At 69.4% G+C, this 15,596-nt stretch carries 17 protein-coding genes; 8 read left to right on the forward strand and 9 right to left on the reverse strand.

Annotation, left to right across the window (positions count from 1 at the left end):
- Positions 1 to 46 precede the first annotated feature (46 nt).
- Positions 47 to 988 (forward strand): cation diffusion facilitator family transporter, encoded by a 942-nt coding sequence (locus tag ON33_RS22560; RefSeq protein WP_040861041.1) that lies wholly within the window; start codon positions 47 to 49, stop codon positions 986 to 988.
- A 111-nt stretch (positions 989 to 1,099) separates the two neighbouring features.
- Here ON33_RS22560 and ON33_RS22565 read toward each other — a convergent pair whose 3' ends face one another.
- The 7 genes from ON33_RS22565 to rfbD all read right to left on the reverse strand — a co-directional run bounded on the left by ON33_RS22565 (position 1,100) and on the right by rfbD (position 7,281).
- A complete protein-coding gene (locus ON33_RS22565; RefSeq protein ID WP_040861042.1) occupies positions 1,100 to 1,501 on the reverse strand; it encodes a hypothetical protein in 402 nt (133 codons plus the stop codon).
- A 17-nt stretch (positions 1,502 to 1,518) separates the two neighbouring features.
- Positions 1,519 to 3,000 carry a phytoene desaturase family protein gene (locus ON33_RS22570; RefSeq protein WP_040861043.1) on the reverse strand — a complete coding sequence of 494 codons (1,482 nt, stop codon included), beginning with the start codon at positions 2,998 to 3,000 and terminating at the stop codon, positions 1,519 to 1,521.
- Positions 3,001 to 3,047: 47 nt separating this feature from the next.
- Positions 3,048 to 3,626, reverse strand: a complete 579-nt coding sequence (locus tag ON33_RS22575; protein ID WP_040861044.1) for a TetR/AcrR family transcriptional regulator — start codon at positions 3,624 to 3,626, stop codon at positions 3,048 to 3,050.
- Between the two features lie 56 nt (positions 3,627 to 3,682).
- The gene (locus tag ON33_RS22580; RefSeq protein WP_040861045.1) at positions 3,683 to 4,003 is read right to left on the reverse strand and encodes a hypothetical protein; all 321 of its coding nucleotides are present in this window, start codon (positions 4,001 to 4,003) and stop codon (positions 3,683 to 3,685) included.
- Between the two features lie 316 nt (positions 4,004 to 4,319).
- On the reverse strand, positions 4,320 to 5,411 hold the full coding sequence (gene manB / locus ON33_RS22585) for a mannose-1-phosphate guanylyltransferase (protein WP_040861046.1): 1,092 nt from the start codon (positions 5,409 to 5,411) through the stop codon (positions 4,320 to 4,322).
- Between the two features lie 44 nt (positions 5,412 to 5,455).
- Entirely contained in the window at positions 5,456 to 6,376 is a 921-nt protein-coding gene (locus ON33_RS22590; protein WP_051152653.1) for a glycosyltransferase family 2 protein, read from the reverse strand.
- Positions 6,373 to 7,281: a dTDP-4-dehydrorhamnose reductase gene (gene rfbD / locus ON33_RS22595; RefSeq protein WP_245550665.1), complete on the reverse strand. Its 909-nt coding sequence runs from the start codon at positions 7,279 to 7,281 to the stop codon at positions 6,373 to 6,375. The genes ON33_RS22590 and rfbD overlap by 4 nt, the downstream gene beginning before the upstream one ends.
- Positions 7,282 to 7,524: 243 nt before the next feature.
- Here rfbD and ON33_RS22600 point away from each other — a divergent pair, with 243 nt between their 5' ends.
- The 3 genes from ON33_RS22600 (at position 7,525) to ON33_RS22610 (ending at position 11,089) form a co-directional block, all read left to right on the forward strand.
- Entirely contained in the window at positions 7,525 to 8,949 is a 1,425-nt protein-coding gene (locus ON33_RS22600; RefSeq protein WP_444543763.1) for an LCP family protein, read from the forward strand.
- Positions 8,937 to 9,653: a TIGR03089 family protein gene (locus tag ON33_RS22605; protein ID WP_040861065.1), complete on the forward strand. Its 717-nt coding sequence runs from the start codon at positions 8,937 to 8,939 to the stop codon at positions 9,651 to 9,653. The genes ON33_RS22600 and ON33_RS22605 overlap by 13 nt, the downstream gene beginning before the upstream one ends.
- Positions 9,654 to 9,775: 122 nt before the next feature.
- Entirely contained in the window at positions 9,776 to 11,089 is a 1,314-nt protein-coding gene (locus ON33_RS22610; RefSeq protein WP_040861066.1) for a cytochrome P450, read from the forward strand.
- Here ON33_RS22610 and ON33_RS22615 read toward each other — a convergent pair.
- Positions 11,083 to 12,642 carry a carboxylesterase/lipase family protein gene (locus tag ON33_RS22615; protein ID WP_051152654.1) on the reverse strand — a complete coding sequence of 520 codons (1,560 nt, stop codon included), beginning with the start codon at positions 12,640 to 12,642 and terminating at the stop codon, positions 11,083 to 11,085. The two genes, ON33_RS22610 and ON33_RS22615, sit on opposite strands and share 7 nt — an antisense overlap.
- Positions 12,643 to 12,753: 111 nt before the next feature.
- Here ON33_RS22615 and ON33_RS39865 point away from each other — a divergent pair, with 111 nt between their 5' ends.
- The 3 genes from ON33_RS39865 to ON33_RS22620 all read left to right on the forward strand — a co-directional run bounded on the left by ON33_RS39865 (position 12,754) and on the right by ON33_RS22620 (position 14,797).
- Positions 12,754 to 12,975 carry an FmdB family zinc ribbon protein gene (locus tag ON33_RS39865; protein WP_083869205.1) on the forward strand — a complete coding sequence of 74 codons (222 nt, stop codon included), beginning with the start codon at positions 12,754 to 12,756 and terminating at the stop codon, positions 12,973 to 12,975.
- A gap of 115 nt (positions 12,976 to 13,090) precedes the next feature.
- A complete protein-coding gene (locus tag ON33_RS41505; protein WP_157184676.1) occupies positions 13,091 to 13,471 on the forward strand; it encodes a hypothetical protein in 381 nt (126 codons plus the stop codon).
- Between the two features lie 30 nt (positions 13,472 to 13,501).
- The gene (locus tag ON33_RS22620; RefSeq protein WP_218001495.1) at positions 13,502 to 14,797 is read left to right on the forward strand and encodes an FAD-dependent monooxygenase; all 1,296 of its coding nucleotides are present in this window, start codon (positions 13,502 to 13,504) and stop codon (positions 14,795 to 14,797) included.
- On the opposite strand, the gene ON33_RS22625 is transcribed toward ON33_RS22620, so the two are convergent.
- Positions 14,794 to 15,084, reverse strand: coding sequence for an Rdx family protein (locus ON33_RS22625; protein WP_040861048.1), 291 nt, complete (start codon positions 15,082 to 15,084; stop codon positions 14,794 to 14,796). The two genes, ON33_RS22620 and ON33_RS22625, sit on opposite strands and share 4 nt — an antisense overlap.
- 191 nt (positions 15,085 to 15,275) lie before the next feature.
- Here ON33_RS22625 and ON33_RS22630 point away from each other — a divergent pair.
- Positions 15,276 to 15,596 (forward strand): SWIM zinc finger family protein (locus tag ON33_RS22630; protein ID WP_040861049.1); only part of this gene is annotated, 321 nt, incomplete at its 3' end.

Consider the following 15,596-nt stretch of genomic DNA (forward strand, 5'->3'; position numbering starts at 1 on the left):
GGCGTTTTAGGACAAAACGGACATAGATTCGGGAAGGGGCGGTTCATTGTCTGCGGGCGGCGGTAAGAAGGCCATCCTGGCGGCGCTGAGCGCGAACGCCGGTATCGCGGTGGCCAAATTCGTGGGCGCGGCCATCACCGGGTCGGCGTCCATGCTGGCCGAGGCCGTGCACTCGGTGGCCGACACCTCCAATCAGGGACTGCTGCTGCTCGGCCAGCGCCGCGCGGAACAGGAGGCCGACCAGCTGCACCCGTTCGGCTACGGGCGCAACCGGTACTTCTATTCGTTCGTGGTCGCGCTGGTCATCTTCGCGCTCGGCTCGGTGTACGCGATCTGGGAGGGCATCCACAAGATCCAGCATCCCGAGGAGCTGACCAATCCGATCGTCGCGATCGTCATCCTCGGGCTCGCCATCTGCCTGGAGGGCTTCAGCTTCATCACCGCCATGCGGGAATCCAAGCCGCTCAAGGGCGATTCGAGCTGGTGGCGGTTCATCCGCAACTCGCGCAATCCAGAACTGCCGGTGGTGCTGCTGGAGGACTCGGGCGCGCTCATCGGCCTGATCTTCGCCTTCGTGGCCATCAGCCTGACCATGATCACCGGCGATCCGGTGTGGGACGGTGTGGGCACCCTGGCCATCGGCCTGCTGCTCGGCGCCATCGCCGTCATCCTCATCGTCGAGATGCAGAGCCTGCTCATCGGCGAGGGCGCGACGCCCGAGGAGGACGCCAAGATCCGCACCGCGCTCGTCGACGACCGGCACATCGACCGGGTCATCCACCTGCGCACCCAGTACCTGGGCCCGGAGGAAATGCTGGTGGCGGCAAAGGTTTCCATCGTGCCCGGCCTGGAGATCGTCGAAATCGCCACCGCCATCGACGACGCCGAAGCCCGCGTGCGCGCCGAGGTACCGGCCGCCCGGGTCATCTACCTGGAGCCGGATCTGTATCGCACACAACCGGACTCCCCCGCCTCCCCGCGCCTCTAGCGGACGGCTCGGCTGCCGTCGACAGTGGGGACCCGGGCCGGCGGCTGACAACTCGACCAATGTCGGGGGTACCCAATGCGTTACCCCGACCGACACGAAATCAGTTGTCGCCTATCGGTCGGCGAGGCGGACCACGAACCGCAGCCCCGACCAGGTGTCGTCGATGGCGGCGACCTTGTTGTCGACCAGGCCCTGGGCCAAACCGTAGTCACGGGCGGCGTTCTCACCGAGGTCGGTGGGGACGCCGCTCGCCTTCTTGGGCCAGGCCAGCCACAGTCCGCCGTCGATCGCCAGCCGCTGCCGCCACCCGGCGAACCGGCGCGTCAGGGTGGCGCGGTCCGGGCAGAATCCGAGGATCACGTCGTAGGGACCGGCGCCCGCCCGGCGATGCACCTCGACCCCGCCGGGCAGTTCACCGAGCTCGAAACCCGCTGGCGCATCGGCCAGCAGCACCCGGCTCTCGGCCTTGATGCCGAGCTTGCGCGGCAAGGGTGTGCCCGAATATCCGGCCATGATCGCAAGCGTAGCAATCAGATGCGCCAGTGGTCGGTGAGCAGTTCGAGGGGGTCGGTGGGGACGCCGAACTCGGTGCGCAGGGCGTGGCGGGCGGCGTAGTAGCCGTTCATGCCGTGCACGCCGGGGCCGGGCGGGGTGGCCGAAGAGCACAGATAGACGCCGGATAGCGGGGTCGAGTACGGGTTCCAGCGGGGGGCGGGGCGGAAGACGGTCTGGCGCAAGGTCATCGCGCCCGCGGAGATATCGCCGCCGACGTAGTTGGGGTTGTGGGCGGGCATGGTGGCGGCGGTGCGCACGTGGGTGGCGAGGACGAGATCGCGGAAACCGGGGGCGAATCGCTCGACCTGGGCGGTGACGGCCTCGGTGAGGTCCTCGGCGGAACCGTTGGGGACGTGGGCGTAGGTGTAGAGGGTGTGCTTGCCCTCCGGGGCTCGGGTGGGATCGACGACGCCGGGCTGGATGGCCAGCACGTAGGGGCGGTCGGCGTGCCGGCCTGCGGCGACGGCCTTTTCGGCCGCGACGGCCTCGGCGCGAGTGCCGACCAGGTGCAGGGTGCCGGCGCGATCACAGCCCGCGGCCTGCCACGGGACGGGCCCGTCGAGTGCGAAGTCCACCTTGCAGGCGGCGCCGCCGTAGCGGAACCGGTCGAGCGCGAAGTTGTATCGCGCGGGCAGGGTCGCGATGCGCTGGAGTTCGGCGGGCGCCACATCCAGCAGCACCGCCCGGACCTCGTCGAATTCGTCCAAGGAGTCGACACGGTGGCCGGTGTGGATCCGGCCGCCATGGGTTTTCAGATCGTCGGCGAGCGCGTCCACGATGGCCTGACTGCCGCCGCGCGGAACCGGCCAGCCACCCACATGGGCGAGGGTGCCGAGCAGCATCGCGACGCCCGCGCCCGGCACCCCGCGCGGGGGCCGGATGGCGTGGGCGGCGACGCCGGTCAGCAGGGCGGGGGCGAGGTCCTCGCGAAAACGCATGTTCCACAACGGTGTCGACTGTTCGAGCACCCGGCGGACGAAGCGCAGTTCGATGCCCGGGTCCAGGTGCAGCAGTCCGGCCGGGTCGATCGGCGGGTGCCGCAGGTCCGACATGGCCAGCCCGACCAGGTCCTCCCACTTGCGCACCAGCGGTCCGAACAGTCGCCGCCAGGAGCCGCCGTCGCGGCCCAGGCCGTCGGCGGTGTGGTCGAGGTCGCGCCAGGCCAGGCCGGCGTGGCCGCCGTCGAGCGGATGCGCGTAGGACACCTGCGGGGTGAGCAGTTCGACGCCGTGCGCCTTCAGGTCGAAGGCCCGGAAGAAGGGGGACGCCAGCGCCATGGGGTGCGCGCCCGCGCACAGGTCGTGGTGGAAGCCGGGCAGGGTTACCTCGCCGGTGCGGCAGCCGCCGCCGATGCTGTTCGAGGCCTCGTAGACCTCCACGTCGAGTCCGGCCCGGGCCAGGATCACCGCCGCCGCCAGCCCGTTGGGACCCGATCCGACCACCACAGCGTCAGCCATGGATTCAGCGTAAGCCGCGTCGGGCGAGTGGCGACGCAACCGTGGGGTCAGTCACGGCGAACCCATTGGGCGACCAGAATTTCCAGGCGCTCGTCACGAAAGTCGGGCCGCAGCCGGCCGCCTCGATCCAGCGTGGCCAGTCCGTGCATGGAGCTCCAGGCGACCTCGGTGAAGGTTTCGGGGTCGTGCGGCGGCGCGAAGGGGGCGAAGGTACGCAGCAGTTCGCCGAAGGCGTCCTTGAGCGGCTGGGGCGCGTCGGGACCGAACTTCAGATCCGTGCGCAGCAGGAACATGGCGTCGTAGAGCGCGGCGCGGTCGCGCGCGAACTCGAAGTAGCCCTGGACCACGGCCCGCAGCGCCTGTTCCGGGGCGGGGGCGGATTCCCGCAATTGCCGTACGGTGGCGGCCAATTCGACGCAGCCCTCCACCGCGACGGCCGAGACGATGGCGTCCTTGCCGGCGAAGTGGCTGTACAGCACGGGCTGGCTGTATTCGATGCGTTCGGCCAGTTTGCGCACGGTGACCGCGTCCCAGCCTTCGGTCTCGGCGATCTCGCGAGCGGTGTCGACGATGCGCTGCCGGCGTTCGGTGCGCTCGCGTTCCTTACGGGTCTGGATGGCGCTCATGACCAAACTCTAGCACCGCTAGACAAGCTAACGATGAATAAGTCAGCGTTGTTTCATCAGGCTGGCCCGCTCCTGCGCGGGGAGATCGCGCACCTCGGGCACCAGCACCGACGCGAGGACACCACGGCGAAGGCGATTCCACCCACCAGCGCGACGGCCGGCGCACCGAAGCGAGCGGACAGCGGGCCCACCGCCAGCCGGCCGACCGGAATCGCCGCGAAGGACAGCAGATCACCGCAGGCCGTCACCCGCGACAGCATGGCACGCGGAACATGCTGCTGCAGCGACACTTCCGAAGCGATGTCCAGGGCGGCGAATCCCACCCCGGCCAGGAGGGCGCGGCCCAGCAGCAGCGGCAGACCCGCCCCGAAACCCAATGCCAGCAGCCCGAATCCGGCCGAACACCCCGAGGAGCTGCCCGGCGCGCAACAGATATCGGAACGTCAGCCGGTACATCAGCGCGCTCACGGCTAACGGTCCCAGCGCCCGCACCCCAGCGCCAGCCCTCAGGCCGCACGGCGAATCCCCGCTGGCGGCACTCGCTTCGGAATAATCTCCGACTGCGATCGGATGCTGTCGTCGCCCGCCATCGCGGATGATTGCCGACCACGACGTAACGAATGTCGAACTGCTGGAACGGGATCGGCCGTCCACCGGGGAAGGTGGACGGCCGATCGAGGGGTTTCGTGGGGGTCAGACGTCGGTGGAGAAGCGGATGCCGCCGTCGGGGATGTCGACGCCGGGCCAGATACGGGCGCCGCGGAGGAGTTCGCAGCGGGCGCCGACATTGGCGCCGTCGCCGATGACGGCGTCGCGGACCAGGGCGCGCGGACCGATGCGGGCGCCGAAGCCGATGATCGAACGTTCCACGGTGGCACCGGCTTCCACGCGGGCGCCGTCGAAGAGGATCGCGCCGTCGAGGCGGGCGCCCGCGCCGACCTCGGCGCCGCGGCCGACGACCGTGCCGCCGATGAGCAGCGCGCCGGGGGCGACTCCCGCACCGGAGTGAACCAGGGATTCGCCGCGCTGGCCCGGCAGGGCCGGGGACGGGGCGATGCCGCGGACCAGGTCGGCCGAGCCGCGCACGAAGTCCTCGGGGGTGCCCATGTCACGCCAGTAGGAGACGTCCACGTGGCCCTGGATGTGCGCGCCCTCGGCGAGCAGCGACGGGAAGGTCTCCCGCTCGACCGACACCGGCCGGCCCGCGGGGATCTTCTCGATGTACTCGCGGCGGAACACGTAGCAGCCCGCGTTGATCTGGTCGGTCGGCGGATCCTGGGTCTTCTCCAGGAACGCGGTGACCCGGCCGTTCTCGTCGGTGGGGACGCAGCCGAAGGCGCGGGGGTCGCTGACCCGCACCAGGTGCAGGGTGACGTCCGCACCGGACGTGTGGTGGGTCTCGAGCACCCCGCCCAGCTCGGTGCCGCCGAGCACGTCGCCGTTGAACACCAGGACGGTGTCGGCGCGCAGCTTGGGCAGCACGTTGCGGATGCCGCCGCCGGTGCCGAGCGGTTCGGTCTCGGTGACGTATTCCAGCTCGAGGCCGAGGTCGGAGCCGTCACCGAAGTGCTCCTCGAACACCTCCGCCTTGTAGGAGGTGCCGAGCACCACATGCGTGATGCCGGCGTCGGCGATGCGGGCCAGCAGATGCTGCAGGAACGGCAGTCCGGCCGTGGGCAGCATCGGCTTGGGGGCGGACAAGGTCAGCGGACGCAGGCGGGTGCCCTGGCCTCCGACCAGGATCACCGCGTCCGTGGACCCGGCGGTGTTACCGCTGTTCGCCATCTTCTCCCCTGTTGTCAGGTTGTCAGGAATGCGCTCCCGTGATGTTAAACACCCTCGTTTCGATCACGTTCGCGCAGTGCGGATCGAACCGCAAGCCGGCAGCGGATCGCAAGTCCAGCCTTCAGCGCGGCCCGCAACGGGGCCTGCCACCAGTGCGGATGCCGGTCGGCCTGAAAACGATAGGCGCTGGCGTGGTGCGCCGGCAGCATGGTTTCCGGATGACGACCCGCGGCATGCCCCTTGGCGTGCGTGACCTCCGCGGACGGCACGAAGACATTGTGCCAGCCGGCCTTGCCCATCCGATCACCGAAGTCCACGTCCTCCATGTACATGAAGTAGCGGGAGTCGAAACCGTCGATGGAGTCGAAGGCGGCGCGGCGCACCAGCAGGCACGAACCCGACAGCCAGCCGACCGAGCGCTCGGAGATCTCCTCGTTGTCCTGGCGGTAACGCAGGGTCCACGGGTTCTTGGGCCAGATGGTGCCCAGGATGGCGTGGCCGGCGCCGTCGGCGATGCCGGGCACCGAGCGCGCGGACGGGTAGGTACTGCCGTCCGGCTCGAGCACCATCGGGCCCAGGGCGCCGGCGCGCGGCCAGCGGCGGGCGGCGGCCAGCAACTCGTCGATGGAGTCGGTGCCCCAGCGCACATCCGGGTTGGCGATGACGATGAACTCGATGTCCGGGTCGATCTCGGCGACCGCGCGGTTGATGGCGCCGCCGTAGCCGATATTGCCGCCGGTGCGCAGCAGGCGCACGTGGGAGTTGGCTTCGGCCGCCAGTTCCGGGGTGCCGTCCACCGAGCCGTTGTCGGCCAGGATGACCTGCGGCTTCTCACCGGTGGCGGTGGCGAGCGTGCTGATGAAATGTTCCAGGTGCTCGCCGGGCGAGTAGGTCACCGTGACGACGGCCAGCTGCGGTTTTTTGTCCGCGGCGGGGGGTTGTCCGACAGAATCCGAGGGGCTCACGGGGGCCCAGGATAGTCGGAGATGGCGGCCAGTGCGTCGTTCAGTGCCAGCTTCCAGTGACGCAGCGGCGACAGACCCGCAGCGGCCCACGAATTGCCCGAAAGGACCGAATATGCCGGGCGCGGAGCGGGTCTCGGGAAATCCTCGGTGCCGCAGGGCTGTACGCGTTCCGGGTCCGCGCCGAGGCCGGAGAAGACGGCCCGGGCCAGATCGAACCAACTGGCCTGTCCGGCATTGGTGGCGTGCAGGATTCGGGGTGTACCGGGGTTGCCGGGCCGGCCCGCCAGTTCCAGCAGGCCCGCCGCGAGATCGGGCGCGTAGGTGGGCGAACCGATCTGGTCGCGCACCACGGTGAGGGTGTCGCGTTCCCGTTCCAGCCGTCGCATGGTGGCCACGAAGTCGGCCCCCACACCGGTGTAGACCCACGCGGTGCGCACGATGTCCGCGGTGGGCGCGAACTCCAGAACCGCTTGTTCCCCAGCCAGTTTGGACCGCCCGTACACGGTGGCCGGTCCGGTCGGATCGTGCGGTTCATACGGATGCGTCCCGGTGCCGGGGAAGACGTAGTCGGTGGAGACGTGGATCAGCCGCGCGCCGTGCTCGGCGCACACCCGGGCCAGCACGCCCGGCCCGGTGGCGTTCACCGCGAAGGCGGCGTCCACCTCGGTCTCGGCCCGGTCCACGGCGGTGTAGGCGGCGCAGTTGATCAGCACGTCGCCGGGATTCACCAGCTTGCGCACGGCGTCGGCGTCGGTGATGTCGAGATCGGTGTGGGCCAGGCCACGCGCATCCGGCGCGAGCGTCAGCAGCGCGCGCCCGAGCTGGCCGCGCGCGCCCGTCACCAGCAGTCGCGCGGAATCCGGGCGCGGTCGGCCGTTGGCAGGGCTCACGTCATGGGCGGTCACGGCTGTCAGTGTGGCACGGCCCCCGCACGACTCACGGAGTCGGCGATACGGCAACATCGCCGCTACCGCCACTAGCCTGGCCAGTGGGGGCATTCCCATCGACGCGACCTCGCTCATCGGGGTCCGCTCGGCCGAAGACGCGAAAGGGAGATCGGGTTGCCGGACCGCACCTGGGCATCCGCGCCGCTACCAACACGCTCCGCCGGGGGCCCGCGGGGGCGGCGGAACGGCGGGCGGGGCCGGGTGCTGGTGGCCGTGATCTCGGTGCTGGTGCTGACGCTGACCGGATTGGGCTGGCACAGCGTGGATCAGCTGGTGTCGGGCATCGAGCGGATCGGCAATCTGGGCCTCGGCGGCGACAAGGCCGACGGCGCGACCGACATCCTGATGGTCGGCATCGACTCCCGCACCGACGCGCACGGAAAACCGCTCACCTCCGATGAATTGGCCATGCTGCACGCCGGCGACGACGGCGAGGGCGGGCTCAATACCGACACCATCGTGCTCATCCGGGTGCCCAACGACGGCAGTTCGGCGACCGCCATCTCCATTCCCCGCGACTCCTACGTCGACATCCCCGGCTTCGGCATGGGGAAGATCAACTCCGCTTACGGCGTCACCAAGGCGACCACGCAGCAGAAGCTGATCGACAAGGGCACCGATCCGGCCGAGGCCGACCGCCAGTCGACGCAGGCCGGGCGGCAGGCGCTGATCAAGACGGTGGCCGGCCTCACCGGCATCACCGTCGATCACTACGCCGAGGTCGGGCTGCTGGGCTTCGTACTGCTCACCGATGCCGTCGGCGGCGTCGACGTCTGCCTGAACAACGCGGTGGACGAACCGCTTTCGGGCGCGGACTTCCCCGCCGGGGAACAGAAGCTCGATGGCGCAAAGGCTTTGAGCTTCGTACGCCAGCGCCACGACCTGCCGCGCGGCGACCTGGACCGCATCGTGCGCCAGCAGGTGTACATGGCGCAGCTGGTGCATCAGGTGCTCAGCGCCAAGACGCTCACCAGCCCGGGCCGGTTGAAGGACCTCAGCGATGCCGTCGGCCGCACCATCGTGCTCGACAACGGCTGGGACGTGATCAGCTTCCTGCACGAGCTGCAGGACCTGTCCGGCGGTCAGGTGAAGTTCGAGACCATCCCGGTCAAGGACCTCAACGGCTGGACCGACAATGGCGAGTCCGTGGTCCGGGTGGATCCGACCGCGGTGCACAGGTACGTGGCCAAGGCCGTCGGTGACCACGACGGCGCGAGCGAGGGCGGGGTGGACCCGTCCTCCGTCACCGTCGACGTGTTCAACGCCTCGGGCACCGGCGGACTGGCCGCGCAGGCGGCACAGACGCTGGCGGCCAAGGGTTTCCGCACCGGCACGGTGGACAACTGGATCGGCGGCCCGATCCAGAGCAGCCGGGTGCTGGCGGCCTCGGGCGGCGACCCGAAGGCGCGGGCGGTGGCGCAGGCGCTGGGCGGGCTGCCGGTGATGGCGCAATCGGGCCTGTCCGAGGGCTCGATTCGCGTGGTGCTGGCGAGTGACTACGCTGGTCCGGGTTCGGCGACCGGCAGCGCCGCCATCGACTTCTCCGGAAGCATTTCGACCGCGACGCCGGTGCCACCCGCCCCGCCCATCGACGCCGGTACGAACGGACCGAAATGCGTGAACTGAACGAGACCCTCACCGAAGCGGTACTCGACCCCATCCTCGCTCGCGACCCCGCGGGCCCGCGCATCACCTACTACGACGACGCCACCGGCGCGCGGATCGAGCTGTCCGCGCTGACGCTGGCCAACTGGGCGGCCAAGACCGCCAATATGATCCGCGACGAATTCGGGCTGTCCTCGGGCGCCCGGGTCGCGGTGCTGCTGCCCGCGCACTGGCAGACCGCGGCCGTGCTGCTGGGCTGCTGGTGGGCGGGCGTGGAGGTGGTGTTGCACGCCGATCCCGACGCCGAACTGGCGCTGGTCACCGCCGACCGCATCGACGAGGCGGACGGCATCGCGGAGGTCGCCGCCCTCTCGCTGGATCCGATGGGTATGCCGGTACGCGATCTGCCGATCGGCATCACCGACTACGCCACCTCCGTGCGTGTGCACGGCGACCAGTTCCATCCGCGCGGCATCGGCTGCGCCCTCGACGGCACCTCCGTCTCCGCGGTCCTCGACGAGGCCCGCAAATCCGCTGCCCGCCAGGGCTTCACCGCCGAGGACCGGGTGCTGTCGACCGCGTCCTGGGACACCCCGGCCGAACTGGTCGACGGCTTCGTCGCGATCCTCGCCGCCGGCGCCTCCCTGGTTCAGGTCGCCAACCCCGACCCGGCCGCGCAGGAACGCCGCATCGCATCGGAAAGGGTCACGGCCCAGCGACACTGACCGGTTTACTGCACGCGAGCCTCCTACCCGGGTAGGAGGCTCGTTTCCCTCCGGAGGATGTTTCTCGCCCGCATGGGTTTCCGTACCGTGGAATCATCCGACGACAAGGGAGTCCCGCGATGATGAGTCCGCGATACTGGGCCCGCTGGGCGGTCGAGCACGGCACGCCGCGGTGGGTGTTGCGCCTGCAGGCTCGCCGCGACAATCCGTTCGCGAAGCTGATCACCACCTCGGAAGCGCTGCACGACCCGTATCCGCAGATCGAGGAGATTCGCTTCCGTGGCCGTCTGGTCCACACCCCGTACACCTGGGCCACGGCCGACTACGAGCTGACCCGCGCCATCCTGCGCGACAATCGCTTCGGCGCCTTCGGGCCCGATGGCGTGGATATGCCGGGGTGGCTGCGCGATCGGCTCAAGCGAGCGCAGACTCCGCCGAATCCGGTCGAGCCGCCGTCGATGCTGATGATCGATCCGCCGGATCACACGCGCATCCGCAAGTCGGTGTCGGCGGCGTTCACCCCGCGCGCCATCGGCCGGCTGCGCGACCGAGTGGAGTCGGTGACGGCCGAACTGCTGGACGCGTTGCCGCCGGACGGTTCCGCCGATCTGATCGGGGCCTTCGCCCAGCAGGTGCCGATCGCGATCATCACCGAGATGCTGGGTTTCCCGCACGCCTCCCGCGACGAGTTCCTCAGCTGGGGCGACGCCGCGAGCCCACTGCTGGACATCGGCATATCCTGGCGGACCTGGCGCGACGCCTACACGGCCATGGGCGTCATGGACGAGTATCTGAACGGGCACCTGGCCGAACTGCGGCGCGCGCCCGGCGAGGACATCCTGTCCAGTCTGGTGACGGCCGGAGAGCTGAACGAGCGTGAACTCAAGGCGACCGCGAGCCTGCTGATGGGCGCGGGATTCGAGACCACGGTCAATCTGATCGGCAACGGCGTCGTCCAATTGCTCTCGCATCCGGAGCAGCTGGCCATGCTGCGCGCGGACCCGGATCTGTGGCCGCAGGCGGTGGACGAGATCCTGCGCTTCGATCCGCCGGTCACCATGACCGCGCGAATCGCCCTGTGCGACGCCGAAGTTGGTGACTACCGGCTACCGGCGGGCGCGGTGATCGTGATGTCGCTGGCGGGCGCGAACCGGGATCCGCGGAAGTTCGATAACCCCAACCGTTTCGACATCACCCGCGCCGACGCCCGCGAGCATCTGACCTTCTCCAGCGGCATCCACACCTGCCTGGGTGCGAGCCTGGCCCGCATGGAGGGCGTCTACGCGCTGCGCGCGCTGTTCGACAACTTCCCGGATCTCACCCTGGAGGGCACGCCCGAACGCCGCCGGCTCTACACCCTGCACGGCTACGCGCACATGCCCGCGAAGCTGGGCCGCCGCGCCACCGCCGACGTGTCATCGACTGCGGCTCAGTAGAACCCGACCACGTCGTCGCCCCACACGGTGTTGCGGTCGCGGTCGGGATCGTCGATGACGCGGTCCGCGTTGTCGATGACCAACGTGGTGCGGGTCGCGGCGCTGTAGGGCGGCCAGTGCTTGGAGCCGTCGATGGCGGCGGGCACGCCGTATTCGGCGAAGGCCAGCCAGCGGCGCATCATGCGACCCGAAACATCCTGTGCCGCTTTGCGTCCGCCCAGCCAGAAGGTGGGGTCGTAGTCGAAGGAGCCGAAATTGCCGAAGATGTAGGGCAATTCGGTGGCGTGACCGGCGCCGACCCGGGCGGCCTTGAGCATCGGGGTGGCGTGGTCGAAGCGGTACATCCAGGTCGGCGAGTGCGCGGAATGCGCGTCGGCCACCCAGTGCGAGGGCATGCGGAAGGCGGCGTCGGTGGACATGGTGAGCGCGCCGCGCGGGGTACTGGACTCGTAGGCGGAGGCGATCTCGGCCAGCCGTTCCGGCGACATGCCGGGATGCTCGGCGGCCACCCCGCGCAGCATGGCGTTCACCGCGTCCGGGGTGACCGGCATGATCGGTGAGCGGAACAGCCGGAACAGCGAGGCCTCGTCCTTGTTGGTGCCGATGATCAGCGGCACCCGGTGCGACCGGCCCTGCTGGAAGCGTTCGCTCGGGTAGGCGGGCAGCAGGTTGCCGTCCACCACGGGCGCGGCGGCCAGCCGGCCGGGTTCGCGCAGCGGCACCTCGTCGAGCAGGGCGCCGGCCGCGGTCACGATGCGTTCGATCGGCATGGTGAGCAGGTCGGCCGAGCGGTCGGGGGTCAGTTCCAGCAGTTCCAGGTAGCGCTTGGCCACGACGGCCGCGCGTTCGGGCCCGAAAACCGTGGTGGCGGGCGGGGATTGGGCGATCGCGCGGTGGAACAGGCCCGCCGACAGCGGCGAGGTGAGCAGTGCGGTGACACAGCCCGCGCCGGAGGATTCGCCGAAGATGGTGACATTGCCCGGATCGCCGCCGAAGGCCGCGGCATTGTCGCGCACCCACTGCAGGGCGGCGATCTGGTCGTGCAGGCCCAGGTTGGGGACGAATTCCTCGCCGAGCGAGGACAGGTCGAGGAAACCCAGCGCCCCGAGCCGGTAGTTGACGGCGACCACGATCACGTCGCCGGCCTCGGCCAGCCGCTTGCCGTCGTAGATGGCCTGAGCTGCGGTACCCAGGCAGAAGGCGCCGCCGTGCAGCCACACCATGACCGGGCGGAGCTCGTCGGCGTCGGTGGCCGGGGCCCAGACATTGAGCCAGAGGCAGTTCTCGCCCATGCGGAGGGTGCCGTCGACGGGCACGAAGCCGGGGGTCTGCGGTGCGACGTCGCCGAAGCGGACGCATTCGCGGACCCCGGTCCAGGATTGCGGGGGCTGGGGCAATCGGAAGCGGTTGGGCCCGGCCGTGCTGGCCCCGTACGGAATCCCGCGCCACAGCGCCACCGCACCGTCCAGCACACCGGACACCTCGCCGTTCGCGGTCCGCGCCACTGGCGCGCCCTCGCGTTCCGACAGCGTGTCGAAGAATCGAGTGCTCACACCGCACCTCCTCGTACTCCGTAAATCGAGGGTACTGGGTGGCCGGTCGCGCACCACGGGATCGAGGCCAGCGCGCCGCCGGCGCGCGCCCGCGTCGTCTACGCTGAGCGGGTGCCGAGCTACGCGTATCGATGCCGCAGCTGCGGCGACACTTTCGAGCTGACCCGCCCCATGGCCGAGGCCTCCGCCCCGGCGACCTGCCCGGAGGGGCACGGGGACACCGTCAAACTCCTGACCACCTTCGGGACCGTGACGCGCGGCGGTTCCACGCCCGCGGCCGCTCCGGCCCCGTCCGGCGGTGGCGGTTGCTGTGGTGGCGGCTGCTGTAGCTGATCCGGCGCCCGATGGAATGTGGCGGGCATTGTATATGGGCCACTGCGAAGGCTTCTAGAGTTCGAGGAAAACGCGTAGAATTCCAGCAGGTCGGGACAGCATCTGGAGCCCTATCATGACCGAGAGAAAGAATTCACGCACAAGGTTCGCAAGATTGGCGGCCGCCGCCGGTATAGCAGCAATCGCCGCCATTCCGGTCGCCGCAGCCGCGGCGAAGGCGCCGCCAGCGCAAGCTACGACTCCCACGTCCGCGACCCAACCTGTCGACAATCCTGGCTGGGGCGGCGGGCACGGCTGGGGCGGCGGCCATGGTTGGGGGAACGGCCCCGGCTGGGGCGGTGGTCACGGTTGGGGGAACGGCAACGGCTGGGGTTGGGGCAACGGCTGGGGCTGGGGCAACGGCTGGGGCTGGGGCAACGGCAACGGCTGGGGATGGAATCCCGGCTGGGGGAACTGGTGGAACATACCCGGCCTGGGTGGCTGGGGCAGCTTCTAGCGCCAGGGATCGAGCCCGGACACGCACCGCGTGCCGGGCTCGGTCGCATCGAATACCACTCGGGTGGAGCAAGATTCGACCAACTGGGCTGGAGCCGGTGACGAAATGAAGATCGTATGCGTCGGTGGCGGGCCGGCCGGGTTGTACTTCGCCATTTCGATGAAGCGGCGCGACCCGGCCCACCACATCACGGTGATCGACCGCGATCCCGCGGGGTCCACGTACGGCTGGGGCGTCGTGTATTGGGACGACCTGCTCGACATCCTGTATCGGAATGACCCCGACAGCGCCCGCGCCGTGCGTGCCGGGTCGGTCCTGTGGCGTGAACAGGCAATCCATGTGCGCGACGAGCAGACCGCACATTTCGGGGGCTACGGGTTCAGCATGGGACGCGCGGCTCTGCTCGATGTGCTCTCGCGGCGGGCGAGCGACCTGGGCGTCGATGTCCAGCACGGGCGAGAGGTCCGCGATCTGTCCGGCTTCGACGACATCGATCTCATCGTCGCCTGCGACGGCGCGAACAGCCGGGTACGGCAGCTGGGTGATCATCGCTTCGGCACGTCCGTCGCACTCGGCGAGAATCGATATATCTGGCTCGGTACGGACCGGGTCTTCACCCGATTCACCTTCGCCTTCGAACACACCTCGGCCGGCTGGATCTGGTTCCATGCCTATCCTTCGGTTGCCGGAAAGATCAGCACCTGCATCGTCGAGTGCCAGCCGCGGACTTGGCATGGACTCGGGTTCGATTCCCTGGACAACCTGGAGAACTTGCGTGTGCTGGAAGATATTTTCGCGCGGCCGCTCGACGGTCACGCGTTGATCAGCAAGACACGAGGCGAATTCGCACGGTGGAGCCGCTTTCCCGAGGTAACCAACAAGACCTGGTATCACGACAACGTGGTGCTGCTCGGCGATGCGGCGCATACGACGCACTTCACCATCGGCTCGGGGACCCGGTTGGCGATCGTCGACGCGGTCGTGCTCGCACAGAACCTGTACGAGCATGCCGAGGTCGCCGACGCGCTGAAGAACTACGATGCGCAGCGGCGCGCGGCCCTGCGCCCGGTACAGGCCGCCGCCCGTACCAGCATGGCCTGGTTCGAACACGCCGACCGGTATCTCGACCGCGGCGCCGTGCAGTTCGCCTATGCGATGGCGGTTCGGCACGGGCGGCAAATGCCGTGGCGGTATCAGCTACACCTGCTCACACAGGTACCCGCGGTGCGCAGGATCCAGCGGGCCATCGACTCCGGACGGCGGTGGCGGCGGGCTGCCCGGCGCGGCGAACTCGCGATGGCACCGCTCTCCCGCACCAGCCGCTAGCCCGCCGGTTCGGCGTCCTTGGAATCCGCGTGCCCCAGCGAGCGGCCGGGCGCCACGCGGTCGCGGACGCGTTGCTTGAGGATCGCTATCTCGGGAAAGCCGCCGTCGGCCTTGCGTTCCCAGATCTGCTCGCCGTCGACGGTGATGCGGAAGACGCCACCTTCGCCGGGAATCAGGGCGACCTCGGACAGGTCGGTGGCGAAGGTGGTGAGCAACTCCTGAGCCATCCAGCTCGCACGGAGCAGCCAGCGGCACTGCGTGCAGTATTCGATCGCGACGCGGGGCATGCCCGGGACCTTACCGGGCAGACGGGACATGCCGATCCGGGGACGAGTCGGCTCCGGGTCGGGCCATTCACCCGGAATGCCCGAATCGTCATCAGCATAACGACTTTCACCGCACCATCGACCGCCCGGTCACGGCGCGGATCTGTCGGTGCTCTCGGATACAACTTTGCTCAACCGAGGAAGGGGGATGGATGACCACCGCGTGGACCGCCGATCACATCGGATCGCTCGCACCGGACACCACATCGCTGACCGCCGCCAGCAAGCTGCGCGGCAAGTGGAGCGGCACCGGCCTGCGCGACACGGCACTGTGGGGGCTGTGCCAGGGCAGCGGCAGCCGACCGTATCAGACCATCGTGGATCTGTCGGGGCCCGCCTACAAATGCACCTGCCCGAGTCGCAAGTTTCCCTGTAAGCACGCACTGTCGCTGCTGTTGTCGTGGAGCGCCGGCGACGTGCCGGCCGCGGACACGATCGCCGATTTCGCCGCCGACTGGCTGGACGCCCGGGCC

The organism is Nocardia niigatensis NBRC 100131 (assembly GCF_000308655.1).
Taxonomy (GTDB): domain Bacteria; phylum Actinomycetota; class Actinomycetes; order Mycobacteriales; family Mycobacteriaceae; genus Nocardia; species Nocardia niigatensis.

What these genes read in the sequence shown, in the direction of transcription:
- ON33_RS22565 (WP_040861042.1), bottom strand. Translation starts at nt 1,501, where the DNA reads ATGGCCGGATATTCGGGCACACCCTTGCCGCGCAAGCTCGGCATCAAG.
- ON33_RS22570 (WP_040861043.1), bottom strand. Translation starts at nt 3,000, where the DNA reads ATGGCTGACGCTGTGGTGGTCGGATCGGGTCCCAACGGGCTGGCGGCG.
- ON33_RS22575 (WP_040861044.1), bottom strand. Translation starts at nt 3,626, where the DNA reads ATGAGCGCCATCCAGACCCGTAAGGAACGCGAGCGCACCGAACGCCGG.
- manB (WP_040861046.1), bottom strand. Translation starts at nt 5,411, where the DNA reads ATGGCGAACAGCGGTAACACCGCCGGGTCCACGGACGCGGTGATCCTG.
- ON33_RS22605 (WP_040861065.1), top strand. Translation starts at nt 8,937, where the DNA reads ATGCGTGAACTGAACGAGACCCTCACCGAAGCGGTACTCGACCCCATC.
- ON33_RS22610 (WP_040861066.1), top strand. Translation starts at nt 9,776, where the DNA reads ATGAGTCCGCGATACTGGGCCCGCTGGGCGGTCGAGCACGGCACGCCG.
- ON33_RS41505 (WP_157184676.1), top strand. Translation starts at nt 13,091, where the DNA reads ATGACCGAGAGAAAGAATTCACGCACAAGGTTCGCAAGATTGGCGGCC.
- ON33_RS22625 (WP_040861048.1), bottom strand. Translation starts at nt 15,084, where the DNA reads ATGCCCCGCGTCGCGATCGAATACTGCACGCAGTGCCGCTGGCTGCTC.